This window comes from Salinisphaera shabanensis E1L3A (assembly GCF_000215955.2).
Lineage (GTDB): Bacteria > Pseudomonadota > Gammaproteobacteria > Nevskiales > Salinisphaeraceae > Salinisphaera > Salinisphaera shabanensis.
The window spans coordinates 57,984-73,664 of sequence record NZ_AFNV02000015.1 but is presented as its reverse complement, the minus strand read 5'-3'; the positions used below and the strand labels follow the sequence as shown (position 1 = coordinate 73,664).

18 protein-coding genes are annotated in these 15,681 nt (G+C 64.9%); 15 read left to right on the top strand and 3 right to left on the bottom strand.

The genetic code is table 11. The features are described from left to right. The 15 genes from SSPSH_RS10790 to SSPSH_RS10720 all read left to right on the top strand — a co-directional run bounded on the left by SSPSH_RS10790 (position 1) and on the right by SSPSH_RS10720 (position 13,448). Positions 1 to 783 carry an adenosylcobinamide amidohydrolase gene (locus SSPSH_RS10790; protein ID WP_006914486.1) on the top strand — a complete coding sequence of 261 codons (783 nt, stop codon included), beginning with the start codon at positions 1 to 3 and terminating at the stop codon, positions 781 to 783. After that, entirely contained in the window at positions 773 to 2,227 is a 1,455-nt protein-coding gene (locus SSPSH_RS10785) for a cobyric acid synthase (RefSeq protein ID WP_040607973.1), read from the top strand. The genes SSPSH_RS10790 and SSPSH_RS10785 overlap by 11 nt, the downstream gene beginning before the upstream one ends. Next, entirely contained in the window at positions 2,224 to 3,231 is a 1,008-nt protein-coding gene (locus tag SSPSH_RS10780; RefSeq protein ID WP_006914488.1) for a FecCD family ABC transporter permease, read from the top strand. Before SSPSH_RS10785 ends, SSPSH_RS10780 begins: the two co-directional genes overlap by 4 nt. 8 nt (positions 3,232 to 3,239) lie before the next feature. Further along, positions 3,240 to 4,013 carry a heme ABC transporter ATP-binding protein gene (locus tag SSPSH_RS10775; RefSeq protein ID WP_006914489.1) on the top strand — a complete coding sequence of 258 codons (774 nt, stop codon included), beginning with the start codon at positions 3,240 to 3,242 and terminating at the stop codon, positions 4,011 to 4,013. A gap of 27 nt (positions 4,014 to 4,040) precedes the next feature. Next, positions 4,041 to 4,562, top strand: coding sequence for a bifunctional adenosylcobinamide kinase/adenosylcobinamide-phosphate guanylyltransferase (gene cobU, locus SSPSH_RS10770; protein WP_006914490.1), 522 nt, complete (start codon positions 4,041 to 4,043; stop codon positions 4,560 to 4,562). Further along, positions 4,559 to 5,623, top strand: coding sequence for a nicotinate-nucleotide--dimethylbenzimidazole phosphoribosyltransferase (cobT, locus tag SSPSH_RS10765; RefSeq protein ID WP_006914491.1), 1,065 nt, complete (start codon positions 4,559 to 4,561; stop codon positions 5,621 to 5,623). Before cobU ends, cobT begins: the two co-directional genes overlap by 4 nt. Next, positions 5,616 to 6,251: a histidine phosphatase family protein gene (locus SSPSH_RS10760; RefSeq protein WP_006914492.1), complete on the top strand. Its 636-nt coding sequence runs from the start codon at positions 5,616 to 5,618 to the stop codon at positions 6,249 to 6,251. Before cobT ends, SSPSH_RS10760 begins: the two co-directional genes overlap by 8 nt. Continuing rightward, positions 6,239 to 7,018, top strand: a complete 780-nt coding sequence (gene cobS / locus SSPSH_RS10755) for an adenosylcobinamide-GDP ribazoletransferase (RefSeq protein WP_006914493.1) — start codon at positions 6,239 to 6,241, stop codon at positions 7,016 to 7,018. Before SSPSH_RS10760 ends, cobS begins: the two co-directional genes overlap by 13 nt. Next, complete coding sequence (cbiB, locus tag SSPSH_RS10750; protein WP_006914494.1) at positions 7,009 to 7,935, top strand: adenosylcobinamide-phosphate synthase CbiB; 927 nt, start codon at positions 7,009 to 7,011, stop codon at positions 7,933 to 7,935. The genes cobS and cbiB overlap by 10 nt, the downstream gene beginning before the upstream one ends. Next, complete coding sequence (gene cobD, locus SSPSH_RS10745; RefSeq protein WP_006914495.1) at positions 7,926 to 8,951, top strand: threonine-phosphate decarboxylase CobD; 1,026 nt, start codon at positions 7,926 to 7,928, stop codon at positions 8,949 to 8,951. Before cbiB ends, cobD begins: the two co-directional genes overlap by 10 nt. A 38-nt stretch (positions 8,952 to 8,989) precedes the next feature. Then, a complete protein-coding gene (locus SSPSH_RS10740; RefSeq protein WP_152522795.1) occupies positions 8,990 to 9,877 on the top strand; it encodes a cobalamin-binding protein in 888 nt (295 codons plus the stop codon). A gap of 410 nt (positions 9,878 to 10,287) precedes the next feature. Further along, positions 10,288 to 10,959, top strand: coding sequence for a class I SAM-dependent methyltransferase (locus tag SSPSH_RS10735; protein ID WP_040607970.1), 672 nt, complete (start codon positions 10,288 to 10,290; stop codon positions 10,957 to 10,959). Between the two features lie 249 nt (positions 10,960 to 11,208). Beyond that, on the top strand, positions 11,209 to 12,351 hold the full coding sequence (locus tag SSPSH_RS10730) for a TAXI family TRAP transporter solute-binding subunit (protein ID WP_021031690.1): 1,143 nt from the start codon (positions 11,209 to 11,211) through the stop codon (positions 12,349 to 12,351). A 78-nt stretch (positions 12,352 to 12,429) separates the two neighbouring features. Next, complete coding sequence (locus SSPSH_RS10725) at positions 12,430 to 13,230, top strand: SDR family NAD(P)-dependent oxidoreductase (protein ID WP_006914499.1); 801 nt, start codon at positions 12,430 to 12,432, stop codon at positions 13,228 to 13,230. A 17-nt stretch (positions 13,231 to 13,247) separates the two neighbouring features. Further along, the gene (locus tag SSPSH_RS10720) at positions 13,248 to 13,448 is read left to right on the top strand and encodes a DUF2905 domain-containing protein (RefSeq protein WP_006914500.1); all 201 of its coding nucleotides are present in this window, start codon (positions 13,248 to 13,250) and stop codon (positions 13,446 to 13,448) included. A 6-nt stretch (positions 13,449 to 13,454) separates the two neighbouring features. Here SSPSH_RS10720 and SSPSH_RS10715 read toward each other — a convergent pair whose 3' ends face one another. The 3 genes from SSPSH_RS10715 to SSPSH_RS10705 form a co-directional block, all read right to left on the bottom strand. Next, positions 13,455 to 13,937 (bottom strand): nucleoside deaminase, encoded by a 483-nt coding sequence (locus SSPSH_RS10715; protein WP_006914501.1) that lies wholly within the window; start codon positions 13,935 to 13,937, stop codon positions 13,455 to 13,457. Positions 13,938 to 13,999: 62 nt separating this feature from the next. Beyond that, positions 14,000 to 15,064, bottom strand: coding sequence for an NAD(P)H-dependent flavin oxidoreductase (locus tag SSPSH_RS10710; RefSeq protein ID WP_006914502.1), 1,065 nt, complete (start codon positions 15,062 to 15,064; stop codon positions 14,000 to 14,002). Between the two features lie 39 nt (positions 15,065 to 15,103). Beyond that, complete coding sequence (locus tag SSPSH_RS10705) at positions 15,104 to 15,652, bottom strand: cupin domain-containing protein (protein ID WP_006914503.1); 549 nt, start codon at positions 15,650 to 15,652, stop codon at positions 15,104 to 15,106. Positions 15,653 to 15,681 lie beyond the last annotated feature (29 nt).

Below are 15,681 nucleotides of genomic sequence, written 5' to 3'. Positions count from 1 at the left end.
ATGGCCGTGACCGCGCAGAGCCAGGGTGCATGGCTGCGCTGGTCTGCACGCCAATGTCTGCCCTCGTCTGCCGTGCAGGCGATTCCGGCGGCGCTGCTGCCGCCGGGCTGGCAGGCTGGCGTGGCCGATAGCGGTCTGGCGATCGGGTTCGATCGGCCCATGTGCTGCTTGAGTTCGGCCGTCGTCGGTGGCGGCTGGGCCGAACCGCAAGGCTTTGCCAACCGCCATGTCGGCGATTCCGATCGCGCCGCCCTGAATACGCCGGCCGGGCTTGCCGCCGAGTTCGCGAGCGGGCGCGGGCTGGCAGCGAACCATGTTGGCATGCTCACCGCGGCCTCGATGCGCAGCCTGCGTGTAGCGGCCGTCGATATTGAAAACGAGCGTTTGTGTGTATTCGTGACTGCGGGGCTATCCAATGCCCGCCGTGCGGGCGATGCGGCGGACTGCGATGCGTTGCGGCCCGGCCCTTGCGATCCGGGCACCATCAATCTCGCCTTGGCGACCACGCTGTCGCTTACATCGGCGGCACAGGTCGAAACCCTGGCGATGCTCACCGAGGCCAAGGCCGCGGCGTTGCAAGCGCTGGATATACGCAGCCCTGTTTCGGATCAGGTTGCGACGGGGACCGGCACCGATGCCACGGCCGTGTTCTGTGCCGGCGACGGGGAACCACTGCCATACACGGGAAAACACACTCTTTTCGGAGAATATGCGGCGCGTCTGGTCATCGACGCGCTCACCGATGCCATTCAGCCGGACGCGCGTTGGGCCGATGGCTGCTAGAACGCTCATGATTCAGGGCACGGCGACCGATGCCGGCAAATCGACGCTGGTCGCCGGGCTGGGCCGGGCCTGGTATCGGCGCGGTGTATCGGTCGCCCCGTTCAAGCCGCAGAATATGGCGTTGAACAGCGCCGTATCGTGCGACGGCGGCGAAATCGCTCGCGCCCAGGCGGTGCAGGCCGCTGCCTGCGGACTGGCGCCGACCATCGACATGAGCCCGGTGCTGCTCAAGCCGTCCAGCGATCGCAACGCCCAGGTGATCATTCACGGCAAGGCCGTGGCCGGCATGTCGGCCAGCGACTATCACCACTACAAGCCGACCGCGATGGCCGCGGTGCGGGCTTCGCATGCGCGCCTGATCAGCCAGTACGAGCGTGTGCTCGTCGAAGGCGCGGGCAGCCCGGCCGAGATCAATCTGCGCGAGAACGATATCGCCAATATGGGCTTTGCCGAGGCCGTGGATTGCCCGGTGGTGCTGGTGGCGGATATCGACAAGGGCGGCGTCTTTGCCCAGATCGTGGGCACGCTTGCGCTGGTGTCCGAATCCGAGCGGGCGCGTATTGCCGGCTTTGTCATCAATCGGTTTCGCGGCGATATCGCCCTGCTCGAACCCGGCCTGGAATGGCTCGAACGCGAAACCGGCAAGCCGGTGTTCGGCGTGCTGCCCTGGCTGGACGGGCTTTATCTCGAAGCCGAGGATGCCATCGCCCGCGACCAACGCCTGGATGAGGATGCCCGCTTCGTGGTGCAGGTGCCGGCGTTGCCGCGTATTTCCAACCATACCGATCTCGACGCGTTGCGCCTGCAGCCGGGCGTGGATCTGCAATGGGTCGGGCCCGGTCAGCGTCCGGGCGGCGCCGATCTCATCGTCTTGCCGGGCTCGAAGAACGTGCGTGCCGACCGGCAATGGCTCACGGCCAACGGTTGGGATAGCCATATCGCGCGTCATCTGCGCTACGGCGGGCGCGTGCTCGGCATTTGTGGTGGCTATCAGATGCTGGGACGCGTGATCGACGATCCGTACGGCGTCGAAGATACGCCGGGTTCGGTCGAGGGCCTGGGTCTGCTCGATATCACCACCGAGATTCGGCCCGAAAAACATCTCGAGAACGTGGCCGGCCGGCTTGTCGCCGCGGGCGCTTCGGATACGCACGCGGCGGTTGCCGGCTACCGGATTCATTGCGGTGTCACCCAAGGCGCCGACCGGGTCCGCCCGTTTGTTGAACTCGAAACCGGCGCGGACGGCGCGACCAGCGCCGATGGCCAGGTCGCCGGCACCTATCTGCATGGCCTGTTCGATAGCGCGGCCGGCTGTGCGGCGCTGCTCGCCTGGGCCGGTTTGCAGAACGCGGTCACCGAAGACGTGGCCGACGTACGCGAGCGCCAGTTCGAACGTCTGGCCGATGCGGTAGAAGCCGCGATCGATATCGAGGCGTTACCATGAGTCCGCGACGCCTGCTGTGGCTGCTTGCTGTGGCTTTGCCCGTGTGTCTGCTGGCGGCGGTGATGCTGGGCGCGGTCCGCCTGCCGGCCCTGGATGTGTTGGCGGTACTCGTCGGCCGCGCCGACGGCATGGACCGGCTGGCGCTGATCGTGCGTCAGTTGCGTCTGCCACGGGCCTTGCTTACCGCACTGGTGGGCGCGCTGCTGGCGATCTGTGGCGCGGCCATGCAGGGACTGTTTCGTAATCCGTTGGCCGATCCGTCCTTGATTGGGGTCACCGCGGGGGCGTCGGTGGGCGCCAGTCTGGTGATTGTTTTTGCCGGTGGCGTGGCCGGCTTCGTGGGCCTGTCGCTGGTGTCGCTGGGTGCGTTTGCCGGCGGTACGGCGGCGGTGCTGCTGGTGTATCGGCTGGCCACCGGGCCGGGCGGCACATCGGTGGCGACCATGTTGCTGGCGGGTATCGCCATCGGCGCGCTGGCCGGCAGCGTGGGCTCGCTGCTGGAATTCTATGCCGATAATGAAATGCTGCGGCGGATCAGCCTCTGGCGCATGGGCGGACTCGACGGCGCCAACTGGCCGCGGGTGGCGATCGTGGCGGGCGTGAGTGCGGTCATATTCTTCGTGCTGCCGCGCCAGGCCGATGCGCTCAATGCCTTGTTGCTGGGCGAGTCCGAGGCCCGACATCTGGGCATTGCCGTGGATCGCATCAAGCGCCGGCTGGTATTGCTCACCGCGGCCGGCGTGGGGGTATCGGTTGCCGTTGCCGGCGCGATCACCTTCGTGGGCCTGGTCGTGCCGCATATCGTGCGCATGCTCATTGGTCCCGATCATCGCTGGCTGTTGCCGGCCTCGGCGCTGGCCGGCGCGATTCTGTTGCTGGTGGCCGATACGCTGGCGCGGATTGTCGTTGCGCCCACCGAACTGCCGGTGGGGCTGCTCACGGCACTGCTCGGCGCGCCGTTTTTCATCTCCTTGTTGCGGCGTCGCCGCGAGTACGGCCTGTGAGGGCGCCGATGCTTCAAGTCGAGGGGCTGACACTCAGCGCGGGCGGCCGTGCCGTGGTCGAGACCGTGGATTTTACGCTGGCCGCGGGCGAACATCTGGCCGTGATCGGCCCCAATGGCGCCGGCAAATCCACGTTGATTCATGCCCTGATCGGCGACCTGGTTCCCACCGCCGGCTCGATACGGCTGGCCGGGCGCGCCTTGGCCGACTGGCCGGTGCGCGAGCGCGCCTGTCGCGTTGCGCTGCTACCGCAGGCCAGCGCGTTGAATTTCCCGTTCACCGTGGCCGAGGTGGTGCGTCTCGGGCGTGGCCCGCATGCGTCGGGCACCGTTGCCGATCGCGACATCGTGACCGAAACGCTGGCCGCCTCTGATATCGCTCATTTGCGTGACCGGCCCTATACGCGCCTGTCTGGTGGCGAAAAGCAGCGCGTGCAGCTCGCACGGGTGATGAGTCAGATCTGGCGGGCCGAGGATGCGGGCGACCGGCTGCTACTGCTCGACGAACCGGTGGCCGCGCTCGATCTCGGCCATCAGCGGCTGGTGATGCGTCAGGTCGCGGCGCTGGCCGACCAGGGCGTGGCTGTCGTGAGCGTGCTCCACGACATCAGCCTGGCCGCGCGCTATGCCGATCGTATGCTGGCACTACGAGACGGCCAGACGATTGCCGCCGGCACGCCGGCCGAGGTCGTGACGGCCGAGCGCATGCAATGCCTGTTCGATACCGAAACCCGGGTGATCACCCATCCGGATACGCATACGCCGGTGGTGCTACATGGCTGAGCGATTTCTCCGCCAGCGGAGTGAAACATGAAGGAGCTCGTGCTCGGCGGTACGCGTAGCGGCAAGAGCGGCTATGCCGAAGCGCAGGCGTTGTCGCTTTCCGTCTCACGTTGGGTTTATGTGGCCACAGCCCAGGCCGGCGACGACGAAATGGCGGCGCGCATCCAGCATCATCGCGAGCAGCGGGATGCACGCTGGCAGACCGTGGAAGCGCCACAGGCGCTGGGCGATTGCCTGCGCCGTCTGGACGCGCCGGATACCTGCATCCTCGTGGATTGTCTGACGCTGTGGCTGAGTAACTGTCTCGGCGACGAGGCGCAGCGATGGGCCGAGGAACGCGAGGCCCTGCTCGCCGCCGTCGATGACAGCCGTGCCACGCTGATCTTCGTCTCCAATGAAGTCGGCTCCGGCATCGTGCCATTGGGCGCGCTGTCGCGGCGGTTTGCCGACGAGGCCGGGCGCCTGCATCAGGCGCTCGCCGAACGCTGCGACCGGGTCATGCTGGTGGTGGCGGGCTTGCCGCTCACGCTCAAGGATAAAAAGTCATGACCGACTGGCTGCAACAGCCGATTGCTGCGATCGATGACGAGGCACGGGTGGCCGCGCGTGCCCGCCAGGGGGTACTGACCAAGCCGCCCGGCTCGTTGGGCCGGCTGGAACAGCTGGCCGAGGCGTTTGCCGGCTGGCAGGGCCGTGTTGTTCCGGCGCTTTCTGATATCGATATCGTCGTCTTCGCTGCCGACCATGGCGTGGCCGCACGCGGTGTCTCGGCGTTCGATCCGGCCGTGACCGGCCAGATGATCGCCAACTTTGCGGCCGGCGGCGCCGCGATCTGTGTGCTGGCGCAACGTCGTGATGCCCGGCTGTCGATTGTCGATCTCGGCGCAGTCGCCCCGCCCGCGAACTATGCGGGCGTGATCGATGCCCGTATTGCCGCCGGCACCGCCGACTTCACTGAAAGCCCTGCGATGCAGGTGGGTGAACTCGAACAGGCATTGCAGGCGGGCCGCGAACGGGTGTCGTCGTCGGCGCAGTTGTTCATCGGCGGCGAGATGGGTATCGGCAACACCACGGCTGCGGCAGCTATCCTGGCAGGGTTGACCGGCGCTGCGCCGGCAGAAGTCGTAGGCCGTGGCACAGGTATCGATTCCGGCGGACTGGCACGCAAGCAGGCCGTGGTAGCAGCCGGGCTGGATCGTCATCGCCCAAGCTGGGATGGCCTCGACGGCCCAGCGAAGGCACTCGCGGTGTTGCGCTGTGTCGGCGGGTTCGAAATCGCCGGGCTCACGGGCGCTTTCGTGGCCGCGGCACAGGCCGGCGTGCCTGTGTTGATGGACGGTTTTATTGCCAGCGTCGCTGCGCTGTGCGCGCGGGAGATCGCGCCCGATTGTGGGCGCTGGCAGTTGTTCGGGCATTGCTCGGCCGAAGCCGGCCACCGGTATCTGCTTGAAACGCTGGATGCAAAACCGTTGCTGGACCTGGGCATGCGCCTTGGCGAAGGCAGCGGCGCAGCGCTGGCATTGGGTGTGATCGGCGATGCGCTTGCGCTGCATGCCGGCATGGCAACGTTCGCCGAGGCCGGGGTTACAAGTGGTGGCGCCAATGCCTGAAAGCATTTCGACGGTGGTGGATCTGTTGCGCCACGGCGAATGCGAAGGCGGCGCGATCTTTCGCGGCAGCCTCGATGTGGCGCTTGCCGAGCACGGCCGGGCCCGTATGCAGGCCCAGGCCGATACGCAGCCGGATTGGCAGCACATCATCGCGTCGCCGTTGCGCCGGTGTCGCTTCTTTGCCGACCAACTGGCCGCAGCGCGGGGGCTGGCGATCGATATTGACGACCGACTGCGCGAAACCCATTTCGGCCGTTGGGAAGGTCGGTCGGTCGCCGACGTCTGGGCCGACGACGCCAGTGCCGCCCAGGCCTGGTTCAACGACCCCGAGCGCAACGGCCCGCCGGGTGGCGAGCCACTAACCGACTTGCGTTCGCGTGCCCGCGCGGCATTCAACGATGCGGTTAATACCCATGCTGGCCGTCATGTCCTGCTGGTCACTCACGGCGGTCTGATGCGTGCGCTGCTGGCTGATCTGCTGGATATGCCGGGGGCGGCCATGCACCGGATCGAGGTGCCTTATGCCTGTCTGACGCGGCTGCGTGTGGTGCGCGATGGCAGGCGGCACAGCACACAGCTGGTCGCGCACAATATCGACTTCGGAGCCGCCCACGCATGCAGCGCCTGATCGCGTTTTTTCAGCCGCTTTGGCTGGCCCTTGGTCTGCTCACGACGCTGCCAATGGGTCGCCTGATTGCCACGCCCGTTTCTGCGGCCGATTCGGGCCGGTCGGTGCTGTGCTATCCGGTAGTAGGTCTGTTAATCGGTACCGTGCTCGCAAGCGCGGCCGCGGCGCTGCAGGGCGTGGATGCCGTACTTGGCGCGGCGTTGGTCATCGCACTGTGGGTTTTGATGACCGGGGCGCTGCATCTCGACGGGCTCGCGGATTGCGTGGATGCGCTGTTCGCCGGCCATGGCCGCGCCGACCCGGCGCGCACGCTGGCGGTGATGAAGGATCCGGCCGCAGGGCCGATGGCAGTAGTCGCGCTTGTCTTGCTGCTCGCGCTCAAGAGTGCGGCCTTGATCGCCCTCTGGCCGCAGCTCGGCCCCGTGTTGCTGGTTGTGCCGCTGATTGCGCGCGCGGCCGCGACGCTGCTCATGGCGACCACGCGCTATCGTCGCCGCGAGGGGCTGGCCAGCGCGCTGGCATTGAACCTGTCGCGACGCGATGCCGGCGTGGTTACAGCGATCACCGTGGTGCTCACGCTGGCGTTCGCGGGGGCGGCATGCGGTCTTGCCGTATCGCTCGCCGCTCTGGCGGTCGGTCTATTCTGGCGTGGGCTATGGCAACGCCGTATCGGCGGCTATACCGGTGATGTGGTCGGTGCGCTGATCGAACTCGTGGAAACCGTAGCGCTGGTTGTCGCGGCGCTTGCGATGGCCGCATGGGCCTGAGCGTGGCGGTGATTGCCGGTATCGCACTGGACGCGTTGCTAGGCGAACCACGGGCCTGGCATCCGCTGGTGGGTTTCGGTCGCCTGGCCGACGCGCTCGAGCGTCGCCTGCCACGCCGCCGATGGGCCGGCGTGGTGGCCTGGCTGACGCTGGTCGTGCCGCTGGCGGTATTGGCGGGCGCGCTGGTTTGGGCGTTGCCGTTGGTTGCGGGCTGGGCGGTGAGCGCATTCGTTCTATGGCTTTGTATCGCCTGGCACAGTCTCAAGGCACATACGCGTGCGGTGGCCACGGCGCTAGAGGGTGGCGATATGGTCGATGCCCGCGCTGCGGTCGGTCGGCTGGTGAGCCGCGATACCCAAACCATGGATGGCGCCGCTATTCGCCGGGCGGGGCTCGAATCGCTGCTGGAAAACACCGGCGACGGCGTGCATGCGACCTTGTTCTGGTTTGTCGTCGCTGGCCTGATCGGCGGGCCGGGGGCGGCCGTAGCCGCGGTACTCGCCCATCGCGCGATCAATACGCTCGATGCCATGTGGGGCTATCGTATACCGCGTTATGAGCGTTTCGGCTGGGCGGCCGCACGGGCCGACGATCTGGCCAATTGGCCGAGCGCGCGCCTGACTGCCGTCTCGTTTGCGCTTGTGGGCGATGGCTGCTCGGCCCTGCGCTGCTGGCGTTGCCAGGCCGCAGCGCTACCCAGCCCCAACGCCGGACCGGTGATGTGCGCCGGCGCCGGCGCCTTGCGATTGCAACTGGGCGGTGGCGCCTACTACCACGGCGTGTATGAGCAGCGACCGGTCTTCGGCTGTGGCGGTCCACCACGGATCGGTGATATCGAACGGACGATTGCGCTCGTCGGCCGCACGCTCTGGCTCTGGCTGTTCCTCATCGTAGTGGTGGATTGGGCATGGCGTTGATCCACGGCGGCCGTTTGACCGAGGCGAGTCGGCGCTATGGCATCGCCCCAGGCGATTGGCTGGACCTATCGACCGGCATTGCGCCCTGGTCGTACCCGGTGCCCGAGGTGCCCATACACGTCTGGGCGCGATTACCGGAAGCCGACGATGGTCTGAGCGCCGCCGCGGCCGAGTACTACGGCGTCGCCGCGGCCAATATCACCGCCTTGCCAGGCAGCCAGTTCGCGATTCGCGAGTTGCCATGGGCGGTGGCAGCGCCATCCGGCCCGGCCCGCGTGGGCGTGCCGGCCGTGGGCTATGCCGAACATGCCCGGGCCTGGGCCGCGGCCGGTCATGCGGTCGTGGCCTATGACGATCTGGCACAGCTGCTTGCGCTGGTCGATACGCTCGATCATGCCGTGGTCATCAGCCCCAACAACCCGACCGGCGAACAGGCCGCGATCGATACGTTGATCGTGTTGGCGGACAAGCTGGCACGGCGTGACGGGCTCTTGCTGGTCGACGCGGCGTTCGCGGATTGCCACGGGGAGCTGGCCATGGACGGATTGCCGGCCAACACCATTGTCTTGCGTTCGCTGGGCAAATTCTTTGGTCTGGCCGGGTTGCGGCTGGGTTTCATGATGGGCCGCGGGCCGGCGATCGCCGCCGTAGGCGCGCAGTTGCAGCCCTGGGGCGTGAGTCATCCGGCGCGTTGGATCGGCCGGCGGGCGTTGCTCGATCTTGATTGGCAGGCGGAACAGCAACGCCGTATCGCAGACGGCGCGCACTCGCTGACAACGCTGCTGGACGCGTATTTCTCGCGACAGCGTATCGTCACGATGGGGCTTTTCGTGACCGTTTTTTTCGATGATGCCGAGCAAGCGACGGCTGTTCACGAGGCGCTCGCGGACCAGGCCGTGCTTACCCGGCTCGGAGATAATCGGCGTTGGCTGCGTTTCGGTTTGCCCGGCGATGCGCCGGCCGCGACACGCCTTGTGACCGCTCTGGATGTCGTTGTCGAACAAGGACGGTGCTGATGCGTGTGTATCGACGAACGCGTTCTGCGGGTAAAGCGATGTCGATCGCGCTCATCGCGCTGGTTGGCCTGCTGTGTCCGGTCTCGAGCATGGCGGCCGGCGTAGAAATAACCGATTTTCGCGGTGAGACCCTACGGCTCGATGCGCCGGCAACCCGTATCGTCGCTTTGGCGCCGCATCTGGTGGAAAATCTTTACAGCGCAGGCCTCGGCGATCGCATTGTTGGCGCGGTGTCGTATAGCGATTATCCGCCGGCAGCGCGTGCAATTCCGGAAGTCGGCGGCTATACCAATATCAGCCTTGAAGCGGTCGTTTCCAAAGACCCCGACCTGGTGGTGGCCTGGGCATCCGGCCAGGGCGGCGATCCGGCCACGCTCGCGCGCTTCGAAGCGCTGGGTATTCCGGTCTATGTTGATCGACCGCGCCAACTTGAGGATATCGCCCGCGCCATTCGCGATCTGGGCGTGCTCGGTGATACCCGCGAGGTAGCCGATGCGGCCGCCTCACGCTTTGAACGTCGGCTCTCTTCGCTTCGTGAGCGCTACAGCACGCGCTCGCCGGTGAGCGTGTTCTACCAGGTCTGGGACGACCCGCTGCAGACACTGGCCGGCGAGCAGTTCGTCGGCCAGGTCATTCGCCTGTGCGGTGGCCGCAATATCTTCGCCGATGCGGTATCGCTGGCGCCGAAAGTGGGGATCGAGTCGGTGCTGGAACGCGATCCGCAGGCGATCGTGGCCAGCGGGATGGGCGACGAGCGTCCGGACTGGCTCGACGACTGGCGCGACTGGCCCGGTCTGCAGGCGGTCGAGAACGACCATCTCTTCTTCGTGGCCCCCGACATCATCCAGCGCGCGACGATGCGTGTGCTCGACGGCGCGACCACGCTGTGTCGACAGCTGGAGAGCGTGCGCCGTGATAAGGGTTGATGATCGATTCGAAGCGACATTCCCGACCAACTAGCATCGGCCTGATTCTGGGCCCGAGTGCGACGTAACCATCGCGTGGATCGGATAGGCCGAATTCGTCCGGCGAAAAGAACAATCGTTGGCGCGCCGAATGCGAAATTTGCGGTTCAAACCAAGATCGGGTGTAGCTTGCGCAGAATGCGTTAAATAAATGTTAAAAAATATAGTAAGCATGCATAATAATGGCCTCGGCATTGTTATTAATTTTTCCATAAAGTTTATAAAAATATATTTCGTAACAAAGCGTTGTGGGTTCTGCGGTGGCATTGGTTGTGCGTGGTTATCGCTGTCTTTTTATGGCGCAATAAGTATTGATGTGGGTGCGTGTGCGATCGAGTAGTCTCGAGTTGGGGATCTTACCGAGACACACCGTGCGACAAGCCGAATCCACCCGCCCTTTTCAAAATCCTGATGCCGGCCGGCGCTATGCGCAGCGGCGTTATCGTGGAATTTTTCAACGGCTCGTCGCCTGGCGCGAACAGCGTCTGGCAGCACGTTTGCTGGCGCATCCCTATGAGCGTTGTAACGGCCATATTGTGGATCTGCCCTGCGGGTACGGGCGTTTCTATCCGTTGCTCAAGCAGATGAACCTTAAAGTCAGCGCCATGGATCAGTCGCAGGCGATGGTCGATATCTATAGCGGTCACGAGCGTTTCGGCGCGGTGGATCACGCTGAGCGTGCAGACGTGCTCCAACCCCTGCCCGTGCGGGCCCAGCCGGCAACGCGTGCGCTATGCGTGCGGCTGTTTCAGCACCTGCATCATTCCGACTTGCGGGTGCGCGCGTTGCAAACGCTGGCCGGCGAAGGCCGCCAGATCGTGATGACTTATTACGACGATGGCTCGCTGCACTACTGGACCAAGCGTGCTGCGATGTGGCTCAAAGGCAAGAAAGTGCGTGTCAAGATGATTCCGCGTGCCGCATTCGAGTCCGAAGTGGAACAAGCCGGTCTGCGTATTCTTAAACGCATCAAACTGTTTCCAGGCATTCATGCCCAGACATGGGTGTTGCTTGCACCGAGCGAGCCCGACGTCCGCGCTTAAGCAGAATAGGGGCGCGTGTTATCGCCGCGCCAGGGTGGAAAAAAAACGGTGCCTGTTTGGCAACGTATCGAGCGTTGCTTACTCACGCCGCAGCGATGAAGCAGTAGCTCGTGAGTGTTCATCGAACCACTGCATACGTACCAGCGGCGCCGTGATTGCGGCAGGGCAATTGCATGCGCGCCAGGTTCGTGTAAAGGTTCGCGAAACGCTATTCCAATAAAACAAGCTACAGCGAACGGAGGAGAACCGATGCTGCGATCAATGGCGCGTTGCCTAATGGTGGGCCTGGCCCTGACGACGATTTCGAGCACCTCGGCTTTGGCGCAGTCCGATGCCATGCCCCGCACCATGGTATGGACGGCCTATGATCTGGGCGCGTCCGGCTACGCCGAAGCCTCGGCCATCGCGGATGCGTTTGGTCGCGAGTACGGCATGCGGGTGCGTATTCAGCCGTCGGGTTCGGCGATTGGCCGTCTACAGCCTATTTTCAACGGCCGTGCCGACATCGGCTTTCTCGGCAACGAGACATTCTTTGCCACCGAAGGATTATTCGATTTCGCCACGCCGCGCTTCGGCCCGCAGAATCTGCGTGTGCTCATGGGCAAGGTCAATTCCTTCGGCATGGCCGTCGCGGCTGATGCGGGTATCGACTCCGTTGCGGACGTGGAAGGCAGGCGCGTGGCTTATCCGGCCGCCAATCCCTCGAGCAGCCTCAAGTGCGATGCCATGCTCGCCTTCGCCGGCCTCACCCGGGACGATGTCGAAGTCGTGACCTTTCCGACCTATGCCGCCACCATGGCATCGTTGTCCGAGAACAAGGCGGATGTGACCTGCACGGTGACCGCGACCGGCCAGATGTACGAGCTCGCCGAGTCTCGCGGCATCAAGTGGCTCGATCTCGACGCCAATGACGAAGCCGGCTGGGAGCGTCTGAACAATGTCGCACCGCTGTTCAAACCGGTATCCGAAACTCAGGGCGCTGGCCTATCGGAACAGAGCCCGGCGCAACTCATGGCCTATCGCTATCCGGTGCTGACCGTGCGTGCGGACATGAAGGACGACACCGCCTATGCCGTGACCAAGGCGCTCGATGAAACCTACGGCATCTACAAGAACGCGACGGCGACCGCGCCGCGCTACGCGATCAAGGATGCCGCGGTGCCGCCGATCGATGCGCCGTTCCATCCGGGCGCGATTCGCTATCTCAAGGAAATCGGCGTCTGGGACGATGCCTCCCAACAGTGGAATGAGGCACGCCTTGCGCGTTTGAACGCGCTGCGCGCCGCCTGGAGCGACATGGTGGCCGAAAACTCGGACCTGGGTGAAGACGAGTTCGCCGACCTGTGGAGCGAACGTCGAGAGAAAGCGCTCGCCGAGCTCGAGCAGGAATAAGTCCGACCGAAAGCGAAATGCGTCCGCCCGGCCGCGCCTGGGCGGGCGCTTCGTCGTTGAAGAGAGAGAGGCCCCGACATGACAGCACGACTCGAAAACAAGATTGCCATCATCACCGGCGCCACCAGCGGTATCGGTGAAGCCACGGCGCGCCGGTTTGCCGAAGAAGGCGCGAGCCTCATGCTCGCCGCGCGCAGCGTGGACAAGGGCGAAGCGCTGGCCAAGGCGCTTGGCGACAACGCCGCCTTCACGCGTACCGACGTCAGCAACGAAGATGAAATGGCCGCGCTCGTCGATGCCACGGTCGAGCGCTTCGGCCGGCTGGATTGTCTGTTCAACAACGCCGGCGCCGGCGAACGCAGCACGGCCGAGACGATCGACGAGGCCAGTTTCGATCATTTCATGCGCCTGCTGGCCGGCAGTGTCGCCTTTGGCATCAAACACGCCGCGCGCGTAATGAAGGATCAGGGCAGCGGCAGCATCATCAACAATGCCAGCATTGCCGGGCACCGGCTCAATCAGGGCGGCTATCTGTATTCCGGTGCCAAGGCTGCAGCGGCGCATTTCACCCGTATCGCCAGCGTGGAACTGGGCGAGTACGGCATTCGCGTGAACGCGATTTCGCCGGGCGCGATCGCCACGCCCATCTTCTGGGGCGGGTCGGCGCGTGCGCAAACGCTATCCGATGAAGAGAACGCTGCCAAACTCGACAAGCTCACCAGCAACCTGGCGCAAGCCACACCGCTACCGCGTGCCGGCTATGCGGTGGATATCGCCAATGCGGCCGTGTTTCTGGCCAGCGACGAGGCCGGGTTCGTCAACGGTCACGATCTGGTCGTCGACGGCGGCCGTATCCAGATGTTCAACGAAAAAAGCTGAACGCATTCGCCTGACGCATGGCGCGCACGCTCATTATTCTCGGCGTTGTGCTGGTCGTCACGGGTCTGCTCTGGCCCGTCCTTGGCCGGCTCGGGCTTGGCCAGTTGCCGGGCGATATCGTCGTTCGCCGCGACGGCTTCGTGTTTTATTTTCCACTGGCCACGATGATTCTGGTCAGCGCGGTGCTGTCCGTGCTGTTCTGGTTGTTCGGCCGGTAACGCGCGCTAGCGGCTATGTCGGTGTGCGTGCAGCGCGCGTACGCGTTCCGCGAGATCGGGCACGGGCCCTTCCACGATTACGTCGGGTGCGATGTCGTGAATCGGGCGGGGTGTGACCGGCGGCTGCGACGCGCCCAGTTCGTCCAACCAGGCAACCAGCTGCTCGGAGCCGCTGGCATAGACGATACGCCCCAGCCCAACCCAGGCATGGGCGGCGGCACACATCGGGCAATGTTCGCCCGACGTATAGACCGTGCTCGCGGCGCGTTCGGCCGCGCTCATATGCTCAGCCGACCAACGCGCGAGGGCGAATTCGGGATGACGTGTCGCATCGCCAGCGCCTTCGGCAATACGGTTGCGGTCTTCGGCGCGTACCCGGCCCTCGCCGTCGACCAGCACCGAGCCAAACGGTTCGTCACCGGCCGCCAACGCGTGTTCGGCGAGCGCTAAGCAGCGCTCGAGATAGGGGCGTTCGTGCGCGTCGATCATGGCGGGCCCTTTTTAAAATGTTGTTAAAGCGGCGTTTCTCATGAAACATCGGCTCTGGTTCGTTACTGTTCGACGCAGGCGTCGTATTCACGCACGAGCGTGTCGATCAGTTCGGCGGCGTCCATGGAGCGCGCCAGGCTCGCGGCTTGCCCGGCCCAGAGCGACATGAATTCGTCCCGATCGGCCTTGCCGGCCGCGGCCCGTATATCCTTGGTCCAGCCATTTTGTACCGGATAGTCCGGCAGGGTGGCCTCGATCGGCGCCATATGCTGAATGAAGCGGTTCGTGAGGCCGCGGGCTGCCTTGCCGGAAAATGCCCGGGTGACCGTGGTCGCTCGGCCCTGGGATTCGACCAGGGCTGTCTTATGGGCCGGTTTGGCACCGCTTTCGGTACAGGTGAGAAACGCGCTGCCCATTTGCACACCGGCCGCGCCCAACATGCGGCAGGCGGCCATGCCGCGTCCGTCCATGATGCCGCCTGAAGCGATGACGGGTATATCCACGGCATCGACGATTTGTGGCACCAGCGACAGCGTGCCGATCATCGCCTGTTCGGCGCTGCCCATGAAAGTGCCACGGTGGCCGCCGGCATCACTGCCCTGGGCCACGATCATGTCGACGCCGTCTTCGGCAAGTGCACGCGCTTCGTCGACCGTCGTGGCGGTACCGATTACGCAGGTACCATGATCCTGCAACGCCTTGATACGGCCCGCATCCAGCTGGCCGAACGTTGAGCTGAACACGGCAACCCCGGCTTCGAGCACAGTTTCAAACTGGTCCTCGAACGGCTGTGCATAGTGCTTGGGTGGCGCCGGGCGCTCGATATTCAGTTCTTGTCGGAATACATCGAGTCGCGCATTGGCCTGTTCGATACGCTCTTCGTCGATCTGGAACGGCTGCGGGATGAACAGATTGACCGCGAAGGGCTTGCTCGTCATACGCATGGTCTCGGCAATGGCCCCCGCCAGATCGTCGGGCGCCATATAGCCCGCGCCGATCGAACCCAGGCCGCCGGCATTGGAGACTGCAGCCACCAGCGCCGGGGTGGTCGTGCCGCCGGCCATGGGCGCCTGAATGATCGGATGCTTGATACCCAGTCGCGTGGTTAGCTCGGTCTGCCAACTCATGTGCTGCTCCTTCGATGAATCACGGGCGTAAGGCGTGCGTTAGTCGCGCCAGTAGGCCGTCAACGCGCCGCCGGGGCCGCCGACCGGATCGCTGTCCGGGTTGGCGAGGGCCTCGATAGTGGCTCGCGCCGTGGCGATATCCGTTTCGCCGGGCCGGCACAGATCCCAATTCTGCTGGCTGGGCGGATACGCCGCCACCAGCTGGAAATCATCGCTGGCGCTGCGGCGGCAATGGCCCGTACCTGCCGGCAGGATCAATACATCGCCAGCGCGGATGTCGATGTCACGCCCGTCTTCGCCGCCCAGAATCAGCGTTGCCGTGCCAGTGGCCACGCCCAGGGTTTCGTGGGCGCGGGCGTGATAGTGGTGATAGTCGAATACGCCGCCGCGCCATTGGGGCGGCCAGCCATTGCGCTCGAACAGGGCTTCGAGCGCTTCGGCAGATGATTCCTGTGCCGTTTTCAGCCCCCGGTAGCACAGCACCGGATATCGGCTGTTGGGCGTTCGGCCGTCGTCTTCGAAACTAAGCCGCTCGGGTGCGTCGGACGGCGGGGCCGGTGTCGGTGATGTCGGGTCGATATCATTCATGGCAGCGAGCGCTCGTGGGTAACCTGCGA